Origin of the sequence: Pseudomonas urethralis, from assembly GCF_021602465.1 — a bacterium.
Classification (GTDB): Bacteria; Pseudomonadota; Gammaproteobacteria; order Pseudomonadales; family Pseudomonadaceae; genus Aquipseudomonas; species Aquipseudomonas vlassakiae.
This window is the reverse complement of the sequence record NZ_BQIJ01000006.1, coordinates 176,783-197,998: the sequence shown is the minus strand read 5'-3', so window position 1 is coordinate 197,998 and position 21,216 is coordinate 176,783. Positions and strand designations below refer to the sequence as shown.

Here is a 21,216-nt window from a genome sequence, read left to right as displayed (position 1 = left end):
GGATTCTTGCGCCACCTTCAAAGACGGCGCGGACCCTGTAGGAGCGGATTCATCCGCGATGAGGCCAGCACAGGCAACTGCGTTGTCAGTGCCGACGCTATCGCGGATGAATCCGCTCCTGCAGGGGGCCAGTCCCGCCTCTACAGAGGCGGAGCGATCAGAAGTCCTTGCACAGGCGCAAGGCGTCGTAGATCGCCGCATGCACGTTGCGCTGGGCCACGCAGTCGCCGATGCGGTACAGCAGGTAGCCCTCGCCCGGCTGGCTGAGGATCGGCTGAGGCTTGATGGCGAACAGCGCCTCCACGTCGATCTGGCCCTTGTTGCGTGACCCTTCCTTCAGCGCGTAGTACAGCTGCTCGTCAGGACGCACGCCGTTTTCCACCACCACCTGGTCGACGACACGTTCTTCCTTGGCACCGGTGTATTCGTTCTCCAGCACCGCCACCAGCTTGTCGCCTTCGCGGTAGACCTTTTCCAGCATCATGTCGCCGGTCATGATCACTTCTTTCGGGTACATGCTGCGGTAGTAGGTCGGGAAGGTCGTACCGCCCATGGCCACGCCCGGTTTGATGTCGTCGGTGACGATCTCGACCTGGCTGCCCTTGTCGGCGATGAAGTCGGCCACCGACATGCCGGTGAATTCGCAGATGGTGTCGTACACCAGCACGTTCTTGCCCGGCGCAACCTTGCCGTCGAGCACGTCCCAGCTGCTGACCACCAGGCCTTCGGCGGCGCCCCAGTGCTCGTTCTGCTCGAGGAACGAATGGCCGCCAACCGCGAGCACGATGATGTCCGGGCGCAGGTCCTGGATCGTTGCCGCGTCGGCGGCGGTACCCAGGCGCAGGTCGATCTTCAGGCGGGCGAACTCCAGCTGGTACCAGCGGGTGATGCCAGCGATCTGGTCGCGCTGCGGTGCCTTGGCGGCGATGGTGATCTGCCCGCCGATCTGGTCCTTCTTCTCGAACACGGTGACGTCGTGGCCGCGCTCGGCCGCCACGCGGGCCGCCTCCATGCCGGCAGGGCCGGCGCCGACGATGACCACCTTGCGTTTCGGCCCGGTGGTCTTCTCGATGATATGCGGCACGCCCATGTATTCACGGGAGGTCGCGGCGTTCTGGATGCACAGCACATCCAGGCCCTGGTACTGGCGGTCGATGCAGTAGTTGGCACCCACGCACTGCTTGATCTGGTCGATCTGGCCCATCTTGATCTTGGCGATCAGGTGCGGGTCGGCGATGTGCGCGCGGGTCATGCCGACCATGTCGACATAGCCGCCTTCGAGAATGCGCGTGGCCTGGTTCGGGTCCTTGATGTTCTGCGCGTGCAGCACCGGGACCTTGACCACTTCCTTGATGCCGGCCGCCAGGTGCAGGAACGGCTCCGGCGGGTAGCTCATGTTGGGGATGACGTTGGCCAGGGTGTTGTGGGTGTCGCAACCCGAACCGACCACGCCGATGAAGTCGATCATGCCGGTGGCATCGTAGTAGGCGGCGATCTGCTTCATGTCCTCGTGGCTGAGGCCATCGGGGTGGAACTCGTCGCCGCAGATACGCATGCCCACGCAGAAGTCGTCGCCGACTTCGGCACGCACCGCCTTGAGCACTTCCAGGCCGAACTTCATGCGGCCTTCGAAGGTACCGCCCCATTCGTCGGTACGCTTGTTGACCCGCGGGCTCCAGAACTGGTCGATCATGTGCTGGTGCACGGCCGACAGTTCCACGCCATCCAGGCCGCCCTCTTTGGCACGACGCGCAGCCTGCGCATAGTTGCCGATCACCCGCCAGATCTCTTCCACCTCGATGGTTTTGCAGGTGGCACGGTGCACGGGTTCACGGATGCCCGACGGCGACATCAGGGTAGGCCAGTTGAAGCCGTCCCAGCGCGAGCGCCGGCCCATGTGGGTAATCTGGATCATGATCTTGGCGCCATGCTTGTGCATGGCGTCAGCGAGGTTCTGGAAGTGCGGGATGATGCGGTCGGTCGACAGGTTGACCGACGACCACCATTCCTGCGGGCTGTCGATGGCCACCACGGATGAGCCGCCGCAGATCGCCAGGCCGATGCCGCCCTTGGCCTTCTCTTCGTAATACTTCACGTAGCGGTCGGTGGTCATGCCGCCGTCAGTGGCGTAGACCTCGGCATGCGCGGTGCTGAGCACGCGGTTGCGGATGGTCAGTTTGCCGATCTGGATCGGCTGGAACATTGCTTCGAATGCCATGACGCTCTCTCCGGCTTACAACGGCTTGACGACGAACAGGCCATCTTCGTGGCCTTCTTCCGAACCGCCGTAGACCTGCTCGGCCACGGTGCGGATCGAGCTGCCGCGGGCAGCGAGAATCTGGTCCATGGCGCCGGCGAACCAGCCGGTGAACATGTAGTCGACCTTGCGGCCGCACTTGCCATAGACGTACACGAATGCGGAATGCTTGAGCTTGACGCTGCAGGTGCCCTTATCCAGATCGATGTCCTGGATTTCGAACAGGCCCCAGCCACGCTGGCTCAGGCGCTTCATGTAGTGCTCGAACACCGCCACGCCTTCAAGGCCATGGCACTCGGCTTCTTTTTCACACCAGTGCCAGGCGGACTTGTAGCCGGCCTTGTAGAGGATCTCGGCGTACTTGTCTGCGCCCAGGACCTCTTCGATGCCCATGTGGTTGTTGACGAAGAAATGGCGCGGCACATACAGCATCGGCAGGGCGTCGCTGGTCCAGACACCGGTTTCGCTGTCGACTTCGATTGGCAATTGCGGGGCGATCTTGGCCATGGAAACTCAACTCCATAAAATTTTTTATCGGGATGCCCCGGCGTTGCTGGCAGGGGCTTTCAGGCTTGGAGAGCGGCTTACTCGCCCCACACGTCCTTGAGGACGTTGACCCAGTTCTCGCCCATGATCTTGCGCACCACGCGCTCGGAGTGGCCGCGCTTGAGCAAGGTTTCGGTGAGGTTGGGGAATTCGCCCACGGTGCGGATGCCCAGCGGGTTGATGATCTTGCCGAAGTTGGTCAGGCGACGGGCGTAGCCCTTGTCGTGGGTCAGGTACTCGAAGAAGTCCTGGCCGTGGCCCTGGGTGAAGTCGGTACCGATACCGATGGCGTCTTCACCGACGATGTTCATGGTGTACTCGATGGCTTCGGCGTAGTCGTCGATGGTCGAGTCGATGCCCTTGGCCAGGAACGGCGCGAACATGGTCACGCCAACGAAGCCGCCGTGGTCGGCGATGAACTTCAGCTCGGCGTCAGACTTGTTGCGCGGGTGTTCCTTCAGGCCCGAAGGCAGGCAGTGGGAGTAGCAGACCGGCTTTTTCGATTCGAGGATCACTTCCTCGGAGGTCTTGGAACCGACGTGGGACAGGTCGCACATGATGCCGACACGGTTCATCTCGGCGACGATCTCACGACCGAAGCCCGACAGGCCGCCGTCACGCTCGTAGCAACCGGTGCCGACCAGGTTCTGGGTGTTGTAGCACATCTGCACGATGCCTACGCCCAGCTGCTTGAACACGTCGACGTAGGCGATCTGGTCTTCGAACGCATGGGCGTTCTGGAAGCCGAAGAGGATGCCGGTCTTGCCCAGTTCCTTGGCCTTGCGGATGTCGGCGGTGGTGCGCACCGGCATCACCAGGTCGCTGTTGTCGCGGATCAGCTTCTGGCTGGCGGCGATGTTGTCGACAGTCGCCTTGAAGCCTTCCCACACCGACACCGTGCAGTTGGCCGCAGTCAGCCCGCCCTTGCGCATGTCCTCGAACAGCTCGCGGTTCCATTTGGCAATGATCAGGCCGTCAATGACGATGCTGTCGGCGTGAAGTTCGGCTGGGCTCATCAGGCTGTCCCCTTTGTTGATATGGGCCGCGCCAAATCTTCTGTCGGCGCTTTGGGGCCAGCATATGCCTGTGCCCTGCGACGCCCCGGTGCAAAAACGACAGGGGGTTTGCCGAAAGCGTCAATGCGCGACATCGCGCCCTCTGGCGCGCCGCCTGGCGATGAGAGACGGTCTCGATAACGACATCGCATGCTGTTTCATGAACATTTCGCCAGGGAGCTATCGTCTTCACTGCGGCTGAGCGAGAATCCAGCCGATTGGTCAGCCTCGATAAGGAGAAAGCGGATGAAATCAATGGCATGGCTGGTACTGCTGGCTGTCGTCTCGGGCGCCCACGCCGGCGAGGAAGAAAGCACCCCGTGCGACAACGTCGAGAGCGACCAGCAGACCTACGCCTGCGCGGCATTCAGCAAACAGACCGCCGAGCGCGAACTGAAATCGGCATATGACGACCTGATCCAGCGCATTCGCGACCAGTATGCCGAGGAAGGCGACAAGGCCACCGCCCTGGTCGCGCGCATGGATGCCGCCGAGAAACTGTGGGCGCAGCTTCGAGATGCCGACTGTAAAGTCGAGACCTATGCCGAGAAACCCGGCAGCAAGGCGTTCCAGGCGGCTTGGGATACCTGCGTGGCGCAGCGCAGCGATGACCGCTCGGAGTATCTGCAGTCCATCGGCCAGCAGTAGTCCTGCACGGGCCTCTTCGCGGGTGAACCCGCTCCTACGGCGACCCGCGAATAGGCCGGCACAGGAGAACATCAGACCGCTCGGGCCAACCGATCCTCCCGCGGGCAGCGCTCGAACCGCACCCGGTAACAGCGGGTGAAATACGAGGCCGACTCGAACCCGCACGCCACCGCCACCTCCAGCACGCTCATCTCGGTCTGGCGCAACAGCTGCCGTGCCTTGTCCAGCCGCAAGCGCAGATAGAAGCCCTGGGCGTGTCGTCCAGATGCAAGCGAAATAGCCGCTCCAGCTGCCGCCGGGTCACCTGCACCGCATCGGCCAGCACCTGGGTATTGAGCGGCTGCTCGATATTGCGCTCCATCTCGCCGATCACCTTCACCAGCTTCTTGTTGTTGATGCCGTAGCGGCTGGCGATCTGCATGCGCTGGTGGTCCTGGCGCGGGCGGATGCGCCCGAGCACGAATTGCTCGGACACCTGCACCGCCAGCTCGCTGCCATGGGCCTGGCCGATCAGGTCGAGCATCAGGTCGATCGATGCGGTGCCACCGGCACAGGTGATGCGCCGCCGGTCGATCTCGAACAGCTCCTGGGTCACCTGCAAGCGTGGGTAGCGCTCCTTGAATGCGTCCAGCGCCTCCCAGTGCAAGGTTGCGCGGTAGCCATCGAGCAACCCGGCCTCGGCCAGCACCACCGGGCCGGTGTCGATTCCGCCAAGGATCACCCCATCATGGTCGAGCCGACGCAGCGCCTGCTGCAGCTTCGGACCATAACAGGCCAGCGGCTCGAAGCCGGCGACGATCAGCAGCACGCCGCCCGCCTCACCCTCCCCCAACGCGCCATCGGCATTCACCGACATGCCATTGCTCGCCTGCACTGCCCCGCCATCCAGGCTGAGCACGCGCCAGCGGTACGACGGCCCCTTGAAGCGGTTGGCCACGCGCAGCGGTTCCAGTGCGCTGATAAAGCCCATCGCCGAGAACCCCGGCAACAACAGGAAATGAATCAGTTGCGGCATTGCATGCTCCACGCGTGAAGGTGGTCGCCTCCGTGCAAATCTTGGTCGCCAGGGTGCGATTTTCGCCCCTGGCAGCAGCGTAGCGTGTTCACACGGCCCAGAGAGGCCGGCCCCTATAAAAAATGTCCTGCCGATGGAGAGCCACCATGCATCGCTTGATCCGCCGCAGCCTGTTGTCCCTTGCCCTGAGCAGCATCGTCGCCACCCCGCTTTTCGCCGCCGAGCCCGCGGCCTGCAAGAACGTGCGCCTTGGCGTGGTCAACTGGACCGACGTCATCGCCACCAGCGCCATGGCCCAGGTACTGCTTGATGGCCTGGGCTACCAGACCAAGCAGACCAGCGCCTCGCAGCAGATCATCTTCGCCGGTATCCGCGACAAGCGCCTGGACATGTTCCTGGGTTACTGGAACCCGATCATGACCCAGACCATCACCCCGTTCGTCGACGCCAACCAGGTCAAGGTCCTTGAAAAACCCAGCCTGGAAGACGCCCGCGCCACCCTCGCCGTGCCGAAGTACCTGTATGACAAGGGCCTGAAAACCTTCGCCGACATTCACAAGTTCGAGAAGGAGCTGGGCGGCAAGATCTACGGCATAGAACCCGGCTCCGGTGCCAACACCCAGATCAAAGCCATGATCAGCAAGAACCAGTTCGAGCTGGGCAAGTTCCAGCTGGTCGAGTCCAGCGAAGCCGGCATGCTCGCCGCCGTGGACCGCGCCGTACGGCGCAAGGAAGCGGTAGTGTTCTTCGGCTGGGCGCCACACCCGATGAACGTGAACATCGACATGGCCTATCTCGGCGACAGCCAGGGCGCCCTGGGCCCGGACGAAGGCCGTGCCACGGTGTGGACGGTGACCGCGCCGGACTACGCCGAACGCTGCCCCAACGCCCACCGCCTGCTGGCCAACCTGAACTTCAGCGCCGAGGACGAGAGCCGCATGATGCAGCCGCTGCTCGACCACAAGGACGCGCTGGAATCGGCCCGCCAGTGGCTCAAGGACCACCCCGAGGACAAGGCCCGCTGGCTTGAGGGGGTGACCACCTTCGATGGCAAGCCTGCGGCGGACAACCTCAAGCTCACCGCCAACTGACAAGGCTACTCGCGGATAAATCCGCTCCTGCAGGTAACGCGCATGCCAGGGCCATCACGGTCCCCTGTAGGAGCAGGCTTGCCCGCGAAAGGGCCCTCACAGACCACACAAGGAACCGCCATGAACCACGACGTCATCATCACCTGTGCCCTCACCGGCGCTGGCGACACGGTCGCCAAGAGCCACCTGGTCCCCGTCACCCCGAAACAGATCGCCGAATCCGCCGTGGAAGCCGCCAGGGCCGGCGCCACTGTGGTCCACTGCCACGTCCGTGACCCGCAAACCGGCCGTTTCAGCCGCGACGTGGCGCTGTACCGCGAAGTCATGGAGCGCATCCGCGAGGCCGACGTCGACATCATCGTCAACCTCACCGCCGGCATGGGCGGCGACCTGGAAATCGGCCCGGGCGAATCGCCCATGGAGTTCGGCCCCGGCACCGACCTGATCGGCCCACTGGAGCGCCTGGCCCACGTCGAAGCCCTGCTCCCGGAAATCTGCACCCTCGACTGCGGCACCCTGAATTTCGGCGACGGCAACGCCATCTACGTTTCCACCCCCGCGCAGCTGCGCGCCGGGGCCAAGCGCATCACCGAACTTGGGGTGAAGGCCGAGCTGGAAATCTTCGACACCGGCCACCTGTGGTTCGCCAAACAGATGATGAAAGAAGGTTTGCTCGAGGACCCGCTGTTCCAGCTGTGCCTGGGCATCCCATGGGGCGCGCCGGCCGACACCACCACCATGAAGGCCATGGTCGACAACCTGCCGGCCAATGTGACCTGGGCCGGCTTCGGCATCGGCCGCATGCAGATGCCGATGGCGGCGCAGGCCGTGCTTCTGGGTGGCAACGTGCGGGTGGGCCTGGAAGACAACCTGTACCTGGACCGTGGCGTGCTGGCCAGCAACGGCCAGCTGGTGGAGCGTGCCGCCGAAATCATCACCCGCATGGGTGGCCGCGTGCTCAGCCCGGCAGAAGGCCGGGCAAAAATGAACCTCAAGCGCCGCTGATCCCCTTCAGGAGACCGATATGCCCTTCATCACCGAAATCAAGACCTTCGCCGCCCTGGGTAGCGGCGTGATCGGCAGCGGATGGGTCGCCCGGGCCCTGGCCCACGGCCTGGACGTGGTCGCCTGGGACCCGGCACCCGGCGCCGAGCAGGCCCTGCGCAAGCGCATCGCCAACGCCTGGCCGGCACTGGAGAAACAAGGCCTGGCAGCGGGTGCAGCGCAGGGCCGACTGAAATTCGTGGCGACCATCGAGGAATGCGTACGCAACGCCGACTTCATCCAGGAAAGCGCACCCGAGCGCCTGGACCTCAAGCTCGACCTGCACGCCAAGATCAGTGCCGCCGCCAAGCCCAACGCAATCATCGGTTCCAGCACGTCGGGGCTGCTGCCCAGCGAGTTCTACGAGTCGTCCACGCACCCCGAGCGTTGTGTGGTCGGTCACCCGTTCAACCCGGTTTACCTGCTGCCGCTAGTGGAGATCGTCGGCGGCAACCGCACAGCACCCGAAGCCATCGAGGCCGCGAAAACCATCTACACCGCACTAGGCATGCGCCCGCTGCATGTACGCAAGGAGGTCCCCGGGTTCATCGCCGACCGCCTGCTCGAAGCGCTGTGGCGCGAGGCCCTGCACCTGGTCAACGATGGCGTGGCCAGCACCGGGGAGATCGACGATGCGATCCGCTTCGGCGCCGGCCTGCGCTGGTCGTTCATGGGCACCTTCCTCACCTACACCCTCGCAGGCGGTGATGCCGGCATGCGCCACTTCATGGCCCAGTTCGGCCCGGCGCTGAAGCTGCCCTGGACCTACCTGCCAGCACCGGAGCTGACCGACAAGCTGATCGACGATGTGGTCGAAGGCACCTCGGAACAACTGGGCGAGCGCAGCATCGCCGCGCTGGAGCGCTATCGTGATGACACGCTGCTGGCCGTACTGGAAGCGGTGAAGACCAGCAAAGCCAGCCACGGCATGGCCTTTGGCGACTGAGGAGCAGACGATGCCCGCACTGATCACCTACCGCACCCCAGTCCAGGAGGACTGGGTCGACTACAACGGGCACCTGCGCGATGCCTTTTACCTGCTGATCTTCAGCTACGCCACCGATGCGCTGATGGAGCGCATCGGCCTCGATGCCGACAGCCGTGGGCAGAGTGGCAACTCGCTGTTCACCCTGGAAGCGCACATCAATTACCTGCACGAGGTAAAGCTAGGTACCGAGGTGTGGGTGCAGACACAGATCATCGGTTTCGACCTCAAGCGCCTGCATGTCTACCACAGCCTGCACCGGGCCGGGTTCGACGAGGTGCTGGCTGCGAGCGAGCAGATGCTGTTGCATGTCGACCTGGCGGGGCCGAAATCGGCGCCTTTCAGTGAGCAAAGTGCGGCCTTGCTGCAGAGCCTGGTAGATAGCCAACGCGACCTGCCTGCTGCGGAATTCGTCGGCCGCGTCCTGCAACTACCCCGCTGAGCGCTCAAAAAAATAACCCCGGAAAGCCGTGAGCATCCGGGGCCAAGAGCGAGCAACATCCACTGTGCATGAGTGAGGGTGACCAAACCCTCGTGAGCCGTGAATGCATGCAGTCTGCTGGCTTCCCGGCCCCTGCAATTAGCCGGGAACGACCTGTTCTTAGCCAAACCGGCCATTGCGACATTCTGCCCTTGCGGGCCTGTCGCAGCGGACACAGAATCGGTCGTAAATCACAGCAGCACTCTCTTCGCAATAAAAGGGACAACAGCCATGATGCATGCGGATTTGATAGACCAGGACGACCTGGCAGGCCACCTGCGCGCGCGCGGGTTCGACATTCCGGCCGGGGCCAGTGCCGAGCAGGCCTGCGAAGCGGTGGTGCGCGGGCTGACCGAGCCCAATGCGCGGGCGCTGAAGGGGATGGTCGAGCAGATGTATACCGGCAGCGCGACGATCCTGCCGGCAGTGCGCCAGGCGATCGACAAGCAGCTGTTGCCAGCGCTGGCGCAGTTCAACAAACGCGCCTGAGCGATTATTCCGGCACCGGCCCCTTCGCGGTAAACCCGCGAAGGGGCCGGTGCCGTTTCAGAGCCTTACGCTGGCAAAGGTCGACTCGTTGCGCGCCTGGCTCAGGGCCGCCATCGGCCCGCTGTGCGGCGACAGGGTCATGGCCTGCGGAATCGGCATCATTGCCACCTGCTGCGCGGTGTTGGAGCCCACGCGCTCGTCACGCGGCGGAATGCCGAAGTACTCGCGGTAGCACTTGGAGAAGTGCGGGGTAGAGACGAAGCCGCACACCGAGGCCACTTCGATGATCGACATCGGTGTCTGCTTGAGCAACTGCCGGGCGCGGATCAGGCGCAGCTTGAGGTAGTAGCGCGACGGCGAGCAATGCAGGTACTTCTGGAACAGCCGTTCGAGTTGACGGCGCGACACCGACACATATACGGCCAGTTCATCCAGGTCGATCGGTTCTTCGAGGTTGGCCTCCATCAGCGCGACGATTTCCTGCAACTTCGGCTGGTTGGTGCCGAGCATGTGCTTGAGCGGCACGCGCTGGTGGTCCTGCTCGTTGCGGATACGCTCGTAGACGAACATCTCCGAGATCGCCGCCGACAGCTCACGGCCGTGATCGCGGCTGATCAGGTGCAGCATCATGTCCAGCGGCGCGGTGCCGCCGGAACTGGTGAAACGGTTGCGGTCGAGGGTGAACAGGCGGGTGCTCATGTTGACCCGCGGGAAGGCCTCCTGCATGGCCGCCAGGCATTCCCAGTGCACGCTGCAATCGAAACCATCGAGCAGGCCGGCACAGGCCAGCGCCCAGCTGCCGGTGCACACCGCACCGAGGCGGCGCGACTGGCGAGCCTGGGCCTGCAGCCAGGTGACATGCTCACGGGTGACCGTGCGCTGGATGCCAACACCGCCGCAGACGATCACGGTGTCGATCGGCGGTGCGCTGTGCATGGCTGCATCGGGAGTGATCTGCAGGCCGTCACTGGCCCATACCTGGCCGCCATCGACGGTCAGCGTGTGCCAGCGGTACAGCTCGCGACCAGAAAGCTGGTTGGCCATGCGCAGCGGCTCCACGGCCGATGCCAGAGATATCAGGGTGAAATTGTCCAGAAGGAGAAACCCGATGGACTGGGGGGCTGTGCGGTTCTGGGTTGGGTTCCCGGAGGTGTACGACGTCATCGCGATTTCTCCTCACACAAATGCAGGGTGTGCCTCAGGCGGGCACTGATTTTCTTGTTATGGCCCCAGGTTCATGTGCAGGGGCTTGCTGCCAATCTCAACGCAAGGGTCGTGCCTGAAATTGAACGACCATCCGAAAAAACCTGAAAACGACGCCTTCATTCGGCAAATCAGGGACTTCGATCAAGTTGGCAATTCTTCGCAAAGCGCCGTGCTAGCGCCTTGCGTGTAACAACTGAGCAATTTGGTGACACGCGCAGCCTTGGTTGCCCAGAAACGACACTCTTGAGTGTCACCGACAATGCCCACACTGATAGCGACAGCCGACGATTGGTCAGCTTGGGTCATGCACTTAAACAGGGCGCGGTGCACTTAAAACACTCAAGGGCCCCATCGCGGATGAATCCGCTCCTACAAGATCATGCATTTCCTGTAGGAGCGGATTCATCCGCGATGGGGCCCTTGAGGCTGGCTCAAGAACTCAGCACTCGATGGCGCTGACCGCCAGGCCACCGCGAGAAGTCTCTTTATACTTGTCGTGCATGTCGGCCCCGGTGTCGCGCATCGTGCGGATCACCTGGTCGAGGGAGATGAAGTGCTCGCCATCGCCGCGCAACGCCATCTGCACGGCATTGATCGCCTTCACTGCGGCTATCGCGTTGCGCTCGATGCACGGCACCTGCACCAGGCCGCCGACCGGGTCGCAGGTCAGGCCGAGGTTGTGTTCCAGAGCGATTTCGGCAGCGTTCTCCACCTGCGCCGGGGTCGCCCCCAGCACTTCGGCGAGGCCGGCAGCAGCCATGGCACAGGCCGAGCCGACCTCGCCCTGGCAGCCGACTTCTGCACCGGAAATCGACGCGTTCTTCTTGCACAGGATGCCCACGGCGGCGGCGCCGAGGAAGAAGTCGACCACGCTCGACTCGTCCACCGCATCACTGAAGCGCATGTAGTAGTGCAGCACCGCCGGGATGATGCCCGCCGCACCGTTGGTAGGCGCCGTGACCATGCGCCCGCCAGCGGCGTTCTCTTCGTTGACCGCCAGGGCGAACAGGTTGACCCACTCCATGGCGCTCATGGTCGAGCCGATCACGTTGGGCTTGCCGATTTCCTGCAGACTGCGGTGCAACTTGGCGGCGCGCCTGCGCACGTTGAGCCCGCCGGGCAGCGTGCCTTCGTATTTCAGGCCGTTGTTGACGCACTCCTGCATGGCTTCCCAGAGTTTGTGCAGGCCGGCGCGGATTTCTTCCTCGCTGCGCCAGACCTTCTCGTTGGCCATCATCAATTGCGACACGCTGAGGTCGTTTTGCTTGCACAGGCGCAGCAGCTCGGCGGCGCTGTTGAAATCGTAGGGCAGCACCGTCTGGTCGGCATCCAGCACACCGCTGGCGGCCTGGGCGGCGTCGACCACGAAGCCGCCACCGACCGAGTAATAGGTGTCGCGATGCAGCTCGCCCTGGGCACCTTCGGCGATCAGGGTCATGGCGTTGGGGTGGTACGGCAGGTTCTCGTCCAGCAGCAGCATGTCGCGGGCCCAGACGAACTCGATGGGCAGGCGGTTATCCAGCTTCAGGGTGTTGGTTTCGCGCAGGTCGGCGATCCGCGGGACGATCTGGGTCGGGTCGATGGCGTCCGGCCACTCGCCCATCAGGCCCATGATGGTGGCGTTGTCGGTGCCATGGCCGATGCCAGTGGCCGACAGGGAACCGTACAGCCGCACTTCGATCCTGCGCACCTGTTCCAGCTCGCCGCGTTCACGCAGGCCCTGGACGAACAGGGCACCGGCACGCATGGGGCCGACGGTGTGGGAGCTGGAGGGCCCGACACCGATCTTGAACAGGTCGAACACGCTGATGGCCATTGTCGAATCACCTCTTGCTGGGCTTGTCTCTGCGCGCCATGCGCAGGGCGGGGCAACTGCTAGGCTGAAGCTGCGAGCCGCCACGAATGCACGCATCATCGGGCTTTTGCCTACCCCCTCGCCGTCTGCAACCGACGTAATTTTGTCCAGCAGCGCCGCTGTCATTTCGGCCACCCGATCGCCGTTTTCCGGTGGCCGGTTGACGCAAAAATGCGGCTACAGGGGTGGAAAAACTCATAAACGACATCGCCCGTACTGGATGCGACCCGTTCCGTACTGGTTACGACCCCACCAGTAGGCGATTGCCCGGCGCTGGAGGATTATCGAAAGCGACTCGTAAAGCACGGCCACGCATCCTGCCCTCTGCAGGCCTGGTCGACCGGACCCTGAGAAAGCCCGGCGACCCACGCGAACCCGAAGACAAAATCACAGGAGTCCATCCATGAAAGGTTCACCCTCGCTGTTGCTGGTTGCGATGCTGTCCGCACCTCTGCTGGCCCAGGCCGCCGAGCCGGAGCAGTGCCAGACGGTACGTTTCTCCGATGTCGGCTGGACCGACATCACCGTCACCACGGCGACCACCAGCGTTGTGCTCGAAGCACTGGGTTACAAGACCCACACCACCATGATCTCGGTACCGGTGACCTACAAGTCGCTGGCCACCGGCAAGGACCTGGACGTGTTTCTCGGCAACTGGATGCCGACCATGGAGAACGACATCAAGCAATACCGCGATGCCGGCACTGTAGAAACCGTGCGCGCCAACCTGGAAAACGCCAAGTACACCCTGGCCGTGCCCCAGGCGCTGTATGACAAGGGGCTGAAGGATTTCAGCGATATTCCCAAGTTCAAGAAGGAACTGGACGGCAAGATCTATGGCATCGAGCCGGGCAACGATGGCAACCGCACCATCCAGAGCATGATCGACAAGAACGCCTTCGGCCTGAAGGACGCCGGTTTCAAGATCGTGCAATCGAGCGAGGCCGGCATGCTGTCGCAGGTCGATCGCGCACAGAAGCGTGGCGAGGCAGTGGTGTTCCTGGGCTGGGAACCGCACCCGATGAACACCCGCTTCAAGATGCAGTACCTCACCGGCGGTGACGAGTTCTTCGGCCCCGAATTCGGCAAGGCCACCGTGCTGACCAACACCCGCAAGGGCTATGTGCAGGAATGCAGCAACGTCGGCCAACTGCTGAAGAACCTGTCGTTCGAGCTCAAGGATGAAAGCACCATGATGGGCTACGTCCTGGACGACAAGATGAAGCCCGAGGCGGCCGCCAGGAAGTGGCTGAAAGACAACCCCGGCAAGCTGGACACCTGGCTGGCGGGCGTCACCACCGTGGATGGCAAACCCGGCCTTGAGGCGGCCAAGGCGAAACTCACTCAATAACGCAATACGTCGTAGCGCTACCTCGGGGCGGGACCGTGCCCGCCCCGGACTGTTTTCAATCTTCGCAGGTGGAAGCTCGCTATCATGCTCATCGATCAGAAAATACCCTTGGGTCAGTACATCGCGGCGTTCGTCGAATGGCTGACCCAGAATGGCGCGAACTATTTCGATGCCATTGCCCGAGGCCTGGAGTTCATGATCCATGGCGTCACCAGTACCCTGACTTTCTTCAACCCGTTCGTGCTCATCGCCCTGTTCGCCGCCCTGGCGCATTTCATCCAGCGCAAGTGGGCGCTCACCGCATTCGTCGCCCTTTCCTTCCTGCTGATCCTCAACCTGGGGTACTGGCAGGAAACCATGGAAACCTTGGCCCAGGTGACCTTCGCCACCGTGGTCTGCGTGGCCATCGGCGTGCCGCTGGGCATCGTCGCCGCGCACAAGCCGATGTTCTACACCGCCATGCGCCCGGTGCTCGACCTGATGCAGACCGTGCCAACCTTCGTCTACCTGATCCCGACCCTGACCCTGTTCGGTCTGGGCGTGGTGCCGGGGCTGATCTCGACAGTGGTGTTCGCCATCGCCGCACCGATCCGCCTGACCTACCTGGGCATCTGCGACGTGCCGCAGGAGCTGATGGACGCCGGCAAGGCCTTTGGCTGTTCGCGCCGCCAGCTACTCACCCGTATCGAACTGCCGCACGCGATGCCGAGCATCGCCGCCGGCGTCACTCAGTGCATCATGCTGTCGCTGTCGATGGTGGTGATCGCCGCCCTGGTGGGTGCCGACGGGCTGGGCAAACCTGTGGTCAACGCACTGAACACCGCCGATATCTCCCTGGGCTTCGAAGCGGGCCTGGCGATCGTGCTGCTGGCGATCATGCTCGACCGTATCTGCAAGCAACCGGAACTGCCGGTAAGGGGTGAGGCATGAGCATCATTCGATTCGAAGACGTAGACGTCATCTTCTCCAACAAGCCGCGCGAAGCGCTGGCGCTGCTGGACAAAGGCCAGACCCGCGAGCAGATCCTCAAGCAGACCGGGATGGTGGTCGGTGTGGAAAAGGCCAACCTCGATATCAACAAAGGCGAGATCTGTGTGCTGATGGGCCTGTCCGGCTCAGGCAAGTCGAGCCTGCTGCGGTGCATCAACGGCCTCAACACCGTGAGCCGCGGCAAGCTGTTCGTCGAACATGAGGGCAAGCACATCGATATTGCCCACTGCACCCCGGCAGAGCTGAAGATGATGCGCACCAAGCGCATCGCCATGGTGTTCCAGAAATTCGCCCTGATGCCATGGCTGACGGTGCGCGAGAACATCAGCTTCGGCCTGGAAATGCAGGGCCGCCCGGAAAAGGAACGGCGCAAGCTGGTCGACGAGAAACTCGAACTGGTCGGCCTGACCCAGTGGCGCAACAAGAAGCCAGACGAACTCTCCGGCGGCATGCAGCAGCGTGTGGGCCTGGCCCGGGCGCTGGCGATGGATGCCGACATCCTGTTGATGGACGAACCGTTCTCGGCCCTCGACCCGCTGATCCGCCAAGGCCTGCAAGACGAATTGCTGGGCCTGCAGGCCAAGCTGAGCAAGACCATCGTGTTCGTCAGCCACGACCTCGACGAGGCGCTGAAGCTGGGCAGCCGCATCGCCATCATGAAGGATGGGCGGATCATCCAGTACAGCAAGCCGGAAGAGATCGTGCTGAACCCGGCCGACGAATACGTGCGTACCTTCGTCGCCCACACCAACCCGCTGAACGTGCTGTGCGGCCGCAGCCTGATGCGCAGCCTGGACAACTGCAAGCGGGTCAACGGCTCGGTGTGCCTGGACCCGGGTGGCGATTCGTGGCTGGACCTGGGCGAAGGGAATTCGATCAAGCGTGCACGCCAGGGGCAGAACGGGCTGGACATGCAGAACTGGGTGCCGGGGCAGGCTGTGGAAGGCCTGGGTCGCAAGCCGACGTTGGTGCATGCCGACATTGGCATGCGTGAGGCGCTGCAGATTCGTTACCAGACCGGCAACAAGCTGGTGCTGCAGGAGAATGACCGGGTGGTGGGGATTCTTGGCGATACCGAGCTCTACCACGCCTTGCTGGGCAAGAACCACGGATGATGCAATTGGGGCCGCCTTGCGGCCCCAACAATCACTATCTCAGCGAACGACAATCCCGCGCGAAGCCATGTAGGCCTTGGCCTCCGGCACCGTGTACTCGCCAAAGTGGAAGATACTCGCCGCCAGCACCGCGCTGGCGTGCCCTTCCAGAATCCCGTCTGCCAGGTGCTGCAGGTTACCCACACCACCCGAAGCAATCACCGGAATCCCCAGCGCATCGCTGATGGCGCGGGTTACGCCCAGGTCGAAACCATTCTTCATGCCGTCCTGGTCCATGCTGGTCAGCAGGATCTCGCCGGCCCCCAGGCCTTCCATCTTCTTCGCCCATTCAACCGCGTCCAGCCCGGTTGGCTTGCGCCCGCCGTGGGTAAAGATCTCCCAGCGTGGCGCTTCGCCTGGCGCGGACACCTTCTTGGCGTCGATGGCGACGACGATGCACTGCGAACCGAAGCGGTCCGCTGCTTCACCGACGAACTCCGGGTTGAACACCGCGGCGGTGTTGATCGAAACCTTGTCGGCGCCGGCATTGAGCAGGTTGCGGATGTCCTGCACGGTGCGCACGCCGCCGCCCACGGTCAGCGGGATGAACACCTGGCTGGCCATGCGCTCGACGGTATGCAGGGTGGTGTCGCGGCCATCAACGCTGGCCGTGATGTCGAGGAAGGTGATTTCATCGGCACCCTGCTCGTTGTAGCGGCGGGCGATTTCCACCGGGTCGCCGGCATCACGGATGTTCTCGAACTTGACGCCCTTGACCACCCGGCCGTTGTCCACGTCCAGGCAAGGGATGATGCGCTTGGCCAGTGCCATGGTTCAGTCCTCAGCCTTGGTAGTTGTCGCAAAAAGCCTGGGCCTCGGCGACATCGAGGGTGCCTTCGTAGATGGCACGGCCGGTGATGGCGCCGATGATGCCCGGCGCCTTGGCGTCCAGCAGGGCCTTGATGTCACCCAGGTTGTGAATACCGCCCGAGGCGATCACCGGGATCGAAGTGGCTTCGGCCAGTGCCTTGGTGAACGGCACGTTGCAGCCCTGCATCATGCCGTCCTTGGCGATGTCGGTGTAGACGATCGCCGAGACGCCATCGGCCTCGAAACGCTTGGCCAGGTCGATGACCTGTACCGAGCTGACTTCCGCCCAGCCGTCGGTGGCAACGAAGCCGTCCTTTGCATCCAGGCCAACGATGACCTTGCCCGGGAAGGCCTTGCACGCTTCGGCGACGAACTCAGGCTGCTTGACCGCCTTGGTGCCGATGATCACGTAGCTGACGCCGGCCTTGACGTAGTGCTCGATGGTTTCCAGCGAGCGGATGCCGCCGCCGATCTGGATCGGCAGGTTCGGGTAGCGTTTGGCAATGGCGGTGACCACTTCACCGTTGACCGGCTGGCCTTCGAAGGCGCCGTTGAGGTCGACCAGGTGCAGGCGGCGGCAGCCACCTTCGACCCACTTGGCAGCCATGCTCACCGGGTCGTCGGAAAATACCGTGGAATCTTCCATGCGGCCCTGGCGCAGGCGCACGCAGGCACCGTCCTTCAGATCGATAGCGGGGATAATCAGCATCTTGGGAACCTGTCTGTTCTTGGGGGTTCAGGGCTTTTCGAGTGCCCACAGATCGCTTTCGATGCTCTCGAACCGCTCCTTGAGGTGCAGCTGAACATCGGCAATCGCCCTGTTGTAGTAATGGGGTGCAATTTCTTTGCTGAACAGCTCGAGGACCTCGGCCACCTCGAACGACCCGAGCTGCAGTTCGAAGCGGTCTTCGAGAAAGCGCTTGAGCGTGTCGAGCGCCTCGCGTTCCTCTTCGGGGGCCAGGGTGATGATCGGGGCCTTGGTCTTCGAACGGCTCATTTACCAGCGCCCGTCCCAGGCGACGAAGTTCTGCAGCAGCTGCAGGCCATGGGTATGGCTTTTTTCCGGGTGGAACTGCACGGCGAAGCGCGAGCCGTCTGCCAGCGCGGCAGCGAAGTCGACGCCATAGTGGCCGCGGCCGACCACCTGGCCCGGCTTGCCGGCATTGATGTAGTAGCTGTGCACGAAGTAGAAACGCGCACGGTCGGGAATGTCGTGCCACAGCGGGTGGTCGATGGACTGGCTGACTTCGTTCCAGCCCATGTGCGGCACCTTCAGGTGCTCGCCGTCTTCTTTGAGATCCTTGCCAAAGAAGCGCACCTGGCCAGGGAACAGGCCGATGCAGTCGACACCGTCGTTCTCTTCGCTATGGTCGAGCAACGCCTGCATGCCGACGCAGATGCCGAGGAACGGGCGGTCCTGGCTCACTTCGCGGACCAGGCTGTCGAAGCCCAGGCGGCGAATTTCGGCCATGCAGTCACGGATCGCGCCCACGCCCGGGAACACCACGCGGTCAGCCTCGCGGATCACCGCAGCGTCGCTGGTGACCAGCACCTTGCCGGCGCCAACGTGTTCAAGCGCCTTGGCCACCGAGTGCAGGTTGCCCATGCCATAGTCGATTACGGCTACCGTCTGCATTTACAGGCACCCTTTGGTGGACGGCATCTGCCCGGCCATGCGCTCGTCGAGGGTCACGGCCATGCGCAGGGCGCGGCCGAAAGCCTTGAATACGGTTTCGATCTGGTGGTGGGTGTTGTGGCCACGCAGGTTGTCGATGTGCAGGGTCACCAGGGCGTGGTTGACGAAGCCCTGGAAGAACTCCTGGAACAGGTCGACATCGAAGCCGCCAACGGTGGCACGGGTGTAAGGCACATGCATCTGCAGGCCTGGGCGGCCGGAGAAGTCGATGACCACGCGCGACAGCGCTTCGTCCAGCGGCACGTAGGCGTGGCCGTAGCGGAAGATGCCTTTCTTGTCGCCAATGGCCTGGGCGAATGCCATGCCCAGCGTGATACCGACGTCTTCGACGGTATGGTGATCGTCGATATGCAGGTCACCCTTGCACTCGATATCCAGATCGATCAGCCCATGGCGGGCGATCTGGTCCAGCATGTGTTCAAGGAAAGGCACACCGATATCGAATCGGGCCTTGCCACTGCCATCGAGGTTGATCGAGCACTTGACCTGGGTTTCCAGGGTATTGCGCTCGACGGAAGCCTTACGTTCGACCATCACCAGCTCCGCAAAATCATTGGGCGAAAAGGGCTCCATTATAGGCCCAGAACGCGCCCGCTTGAAACGCGGATGACATATGGCATGGCAAGCAATTGCGGGGCCGGAGAGCCCTACAGGTCTATACAACCCGATCATTGGGGCTGCCAGGCGACCCCTGTGGGAGCGGCCTTGCGTCGCGAAAGGGGCGCAAAGCGCCCCCAGGCAGCTACATCAATGGAACAGTACAGCGGTCTTCTGCAGAGTAATCCACACCCCCCAGGCCAGCGGCACGACCACCACAGCCCAGGCCAGCAGCACCAGCGGCAGGCTACCCGGCGAGGCATGCCACTCCAGCGAACGCGCACCATCAGCACCTTTGTCGTGGCTCAGCGCACGCTCGGCGGCCAGTTCGGCATCGGTCATGAAGTATTTGTCGGCCACCGGGCGGATCAGCATGTTGCAGATAAAGCCCAGCACCAGCAGGCCGGCGAGGATGTACAGGGTCATGTCGTAGGCCGCTGCACGCTCCACGCCCGCCGCCAACTGGTACTCGCGCAGGTAGGTGATCAGCACCGGGCCCAGCACGCCGGCTGCCGCCCAGGCAGTCAGCAGGCGACCATGAATGGCCCCCACCATCTGCGTGCCGAACAGGTCGGCCAGGTAGGCCGGTACCGTGGAGAAGCCACCGCCGTACATCGACAGAATGATGCAGAATGCCGCCACGAACAGCGCCACGTTGCCCAGGTGACCCATGTTCGGCACCAGGCTGTAGAGGCCGACGCCCAGGGCGAAGAAGGCGAAGTAGGTGTTCTTGCGGCCGATGTAGTCGGAGAACGATGCCCAGAAGAAGCGACCACCGATGTTGAACAGGCTCAGCAGGCCGGTGAAGCCGGCGGCGATGGCGGCGATCTGCGCCAGTTGCGCGGCGTTCAGCTCGCTGAAGCTCAGCTCGTTGCCCAGCAATTTGCCGGCAAACACTTCCTGCAGCAGCGGCGAAGCCATGCCGAGGATGCCGATACCGGCCGAAACGTTCAGGCACAGCACCAGCCACACCAGGGCGAACTGCGGGGTTTTCCAGGCGACGCTGACGTGCACGTGGCGGTCGGTGACCATGCCATTGCCGGCCTTCTTCGCCGGTGCGCTCCAGCCTTCAGGCTTCCAGCCGGTTGGCGGAACGCGGTACGCCAGGGCGCCAGCCGTCATGAACACGAAGTAGATTGCGGCCATGGCGACGAAGCTCTGCCATACGCCCACTTCATGGGCATTGCCAAAATGGCCCATCAGCGCGGTAGCCAGCGGTGCACCCACCATGGCGCCACCACCGAAGCCCATGATCGCCATGCCGGTGGCCATGCCGCGTTTGTCCGGGAACCACTTGATCAGGGTCGAGACCGGTGAAATGTAGCCCAACCCCAAGCCAATCCCACCGATCACACCGGACCCCAACCACATCAGCCACAGCTGGTGGGTCTTTACGCCGATCGCCGAGATCAGCATGCCGCCACACCAGCACAGGGCCGATACCAGGCCAGCCTTGCGAGGACCGGCATGTTCCAGCCAGCCGCCCAGCACCGCTGCCGAACAGCCGAGGAAGACGAAGAACAGGGTGTAGATCCAGCTCAGCATCGAGATCGGCCAGTCGCATTCGGCGCTGAACATGCGGGCGATGAAGCCCATGTCCGCCGAACAGGCAACCGGTGCGGTGATGCCGATGGCTTGCGACAGCGGCAGCCAGAACACCGAGAAGCCGTAGGCCATGCCGATGCACAGATGGATAGCCAAGGCAGCTGGCGGGACCAGCCAGCGGTTGAAGCCCGGGCGGGCGATGATGCGCTCCTTCGACAGGAAGCTCGGCGCGCTGGCCAGCCCCTCTGCCGTGATGGTACTGCTCATGGATTCATTCCTTTTGTAGGTAGACAGTGCTGGCGGATGGCAATCCCGGGCTCTTGTTCTCGCACGCAGGGCGATCTGGGCCTTTTCCCTGGGCAACGGCCCGCGACAATGGGTCGCGGTCGCTCCGCAAAGCG

Annotated in this window: 20 protein-coding genes and 1 pseudogene; 9 read left to right on the top strand and 12 right to left on the bottom strand. The window is 63.2% G+C overall.

Features of this window, described 5'->3' with window-relative positions:
- Positions 1–157: 157 nt before the first annotated feature.
- The 3 genes from dgcA to L6D64_RS12480 all read right to left on the bottom strand — a co-directional run bounded on the left by dgcA (position 158) and on the right by L6D64_RS12480 (position 3,819).
- Positions 158–2,218, bottom strand: a complete 2,061-nt coding sequence (dgcA, locus tag L6D64_RS12490) for a dimethylglycine demethylation protein DgcA (protein WP_176509079.1) — start codon at positions 2,216–2,218, stop codon at positions 158–160.
- 15 nt (positions 2,219–2,233) lie between these two features.
- On the bottom strand, positions 2,234–2,764 hold the full coding sequence (locus L6D64_RS12485; protein ID WP_046614486.1) for a DUF5943 domain-containing protein: 531 nt from the start codon (positions 2,762–2,764) through the stop codon (positions 2,234–2,236).
- A gap of 77 nt (positions 2,765–2,841) precedes the next feature.
- Positions 2,842–3,819, bottom strand: coding sequence for a dipeptidase (locus L6D64_RS12480; protein WP_016392223.1), 978 nt, complete (start codon positions 3,817–3,819; stop codon positions 2,842–2,844).
- Between the two features lie 285 nt (positions 3,820–4,104).
- Between L6D64_RS12480 and L6D64_RS12475 the strand changes: the two genes are divergently transcribed.
- Positions 4,105–4,506, top strand: coding sequence for a lysozyme inhibitor LprI family protein (locus tag L6D64_RS12475; RefSeq protein WP_176509080.1), 402 nt, complete (start codon positions 4,105–4,107; stop codon positions 4,504–4,506).
- A 71-nt stretch (positions 4,507–4,577) separates the two neighbouring features.
- Here L6D64_RS12475 and L6D64_RS12470 read toward each other — a convergent pair.
- Positions 4,578–5,521 (bottom strand): annotated as a pseudogene (locus L6D64_RS12470) (GlxA family transcriptional regulator).
- A 146-nt stretch (positions 5,522–5,667) separates the two neighbouring features.
- On the opposite strand from L6D64_RS12470, the gene choX reads away from it, so the two are divergent.
- The 5 genes from choX to L6D64_RS12445 all read left to right on the top strand — a co-directional run bounded on the left by choX (position 5,668) and on the right by L6D64_RS12445 (position 9,611).
- Positions 5,668–6,612 carry a choline ABC transporter substrate-binding protein gene (gene choX / locus L6D64_RS12465; protein ID WP_176509081.1) on the top strand — a complete coding sequence of 315 codons (945 nt, stop codon included), beginning with the start codon at positions 5,668–5,670 and terminating at the stop codon, positions 6,610–6,612.
- A 120-nt stretch (positions 6,613–6,732) separates the two neighbouring features.
- Complete coding sequence (gene cdhC / locus L6D64_RS12460; protein ID WP_176509082.1) at positions 6,733–7,617, top strand: 3-dehydrocarnitine:acetyl-CoA trimethylamine transferase CdhC; 885 nt, start codon at positions 6,733–6,735, stop codon at positions 7,615–7,617.
- Positions 7,618–7,636: 19 nt separating this feature from the next.
- A complete protein-coding gene (locus L6D64_RS12455) occupies positions 7,637–8,602 on the top strand; it encodes an L-carnitine dehydrogenase (RefSeq protein WP_176509083.1) in 966 nt (321 codons plus the stop codon).
- A gap of 10 nt (positions 8,603–8,612) precedes the next feature.
- The gene (locus L6D64_RS12450; RefSeq protein ID WP_176509084.1) at positions 8,613–9,083 is read left to right on the top strand and encodes a thioesterase family protein; all 471 of its coding nucleotides are present in this window, start codon (positions 8,613–8,615) and stop codon (positions 9,081–9,083) included.
- A gap of 270 nt (positions 9,084–9,353) precedes the next feature.
- A complete protein-coding gene (locus tag L6D64_RS12445; protein ID WP_003255717.1) occupies positions 9,354–9,611 on the top strand; it encodes a hypothetical protein in 258 nt (85 codons plus the stop codon).
- A gap of 57 nt (positions 9,612–9,668) precedes the next feature.
- Here the strand turns inward: L6D64_RS12445 and gbdR are convergent, their stop codons facing one another.
- Together gbdR and L6D64_RS12435 are read right to left on the bottom strand one after the other, a co-directional pair.
- Positions 9,669–10,775: a choline metabolism transcriptional regulator GbdR gene (gbdR, locus tag L6D64_RS12440; RefSeq protein ID WP_054886700.1), complete on the bottom strand. Its 1,107-nt coding sequence runs from the start codon at positions 10,773–10,775 to the stop codon at positions 9,669–9,671.
- A 481-nt stretch (positions 10,776–11,256) separates the two neighbouring features.
- The gene (locus L6D64_RS12435) at positions 11,257–12,633 is read right to left on the bottom strand and encodes an L-serine ammonia-lyase (protein ID WP_054886701.1); all 1,377 of its coding nucleotides are present in this window, start codon (positions 12,631–12,633) and stop codon (positions 11,257–11,259) included.
- 442 nt (positions 12,634–13,075) lie between these two features.
- Here L6D64_RS12435 and L6D64_RS12430 point away from each other — a divergent pair, with 442 nt between their 5' ends.
- The 3 genes from L6D64_RS12430 to choV all read left to right on the top strand — a co-directional run bounded on the left by L6D64_RS12430 (position 13,076) and on the right by choV (position 16,128).
- Positions 13,076–14,023, top strand: a complete 948-nt coding sequence (locus L6D64_RS12430) for a choline ABC transporter substrate-binding protein (RefSeq protein WP_176509085.1) — start codon at positions 13,076–13,078, stop codon at positions 14,021–14,023.
- An 81-nt stretch (positions 14,024–14,104) separates the two neighbouring features.
- Positions 14,105–14,953, top strand: coding sequence for a choline ABC transporter permease subunit (gene choW / locus L6D64_RS12425; protein ID WP_176509202.1), 849 nt, complete (start codon positions 14,105–14,107; stop codon positions 14,951–14,953).
- Complete coding sequence (gene choV, locus L6D64_RS12420; protein ID WP_176509086.1) at positions 14,950–16,128, top strand: choline ABC transporter ATP-binding protein; 1,179 nt, start codon at positions 14,950–14,952, stop codon at positions 16,126–16,128. The genes choW and choV overlap by 4 nt, the downstream gene beginning before the upstream one ends.
- A gap of 39 nt (positions 16,129–16,167) precedes the next feature.
- On the opposite strand, the gene hisF is transcribed toward choV, so the two are convergent.
- The 6 genes from hisF to L6D64_RS12390 all read right to left on the bottom strand — a co-directional run bounded on the left by hisF (position 16,168) and on the right by L6D64_RS12390 (position 21,082).
- Positions 16,168–16,938, bottom strand: a complete 771-nt coding sequence (gene hisF, locus L6D64_RS12415) for an imidazole glycerol phosphate synthase subunit HisF (protein WP_176509087.1) — start codon at positions 16,936–16,938, stop codon at positions 16,168–16,170.
- A 10-nt stretch (positions 16,939–16,948) separates the two neighbouring features.
- Positions 16,949–17,686, bottom strand: coding sequence for a 1-(5-phosphoribosyl)-5-[(5-phosphoribosylamino)methylideneamino]imidazole-4-carboxamide isomerase (gene hisA / locus L6D64_RS12410; RefSeq protein ID WP_023382794.1), 738 nt, complete (start codon positions 17,684–17,686; stop codon positions 16,949–16,951).
- Positions 17,687–17,713: 27 nt separating this feature from the next.
- Positions 17,714–17,974, bottom strand: coding sequence for a DUF2164 domain-containing protein (locus L6D64_RS12405; RefSeq protein WP_027917568.1), 261 nt, complete (start codon positions 17,972–17,974; stop codon positions 17,714–17,716).
- Complete coding sequence (gene hisH, locus L6D64_RS12400; RefSeq protein WP_176509088.1) at positions 17,975–18,613, bottom strand: imidazole glycerol phosphate synthase subunit HisH; 639 nt, start codon at positions 18,611–18,613, stop codon at positions 17,975–17,977.
- Entirely contained in the window at positions 18,614–19,207 is a 594-nt protein-coding gene (gene hisB / locus L6D64_RS12395; protein ID WP_027917570.1) for an imidazoleglycerol-phosphate dehydratase HisB, read from the bottom strand.
- Positions 19,208–19,420: 213 nt separating this feature from the next.
- Positions 19,421–21,082: an OFA family MFS transporter gene (locus L6D64_RS12390; RefSeq protein WP_054886706.1), complete on the bottom strand. Its 1,662-nt coding sequence runs from the start codon at positions 21,080–21,082 to the stop codon at positions 19,421–19,423.
- Positions 21,083–21,216 lie beyond the last annotated feature (134 nt).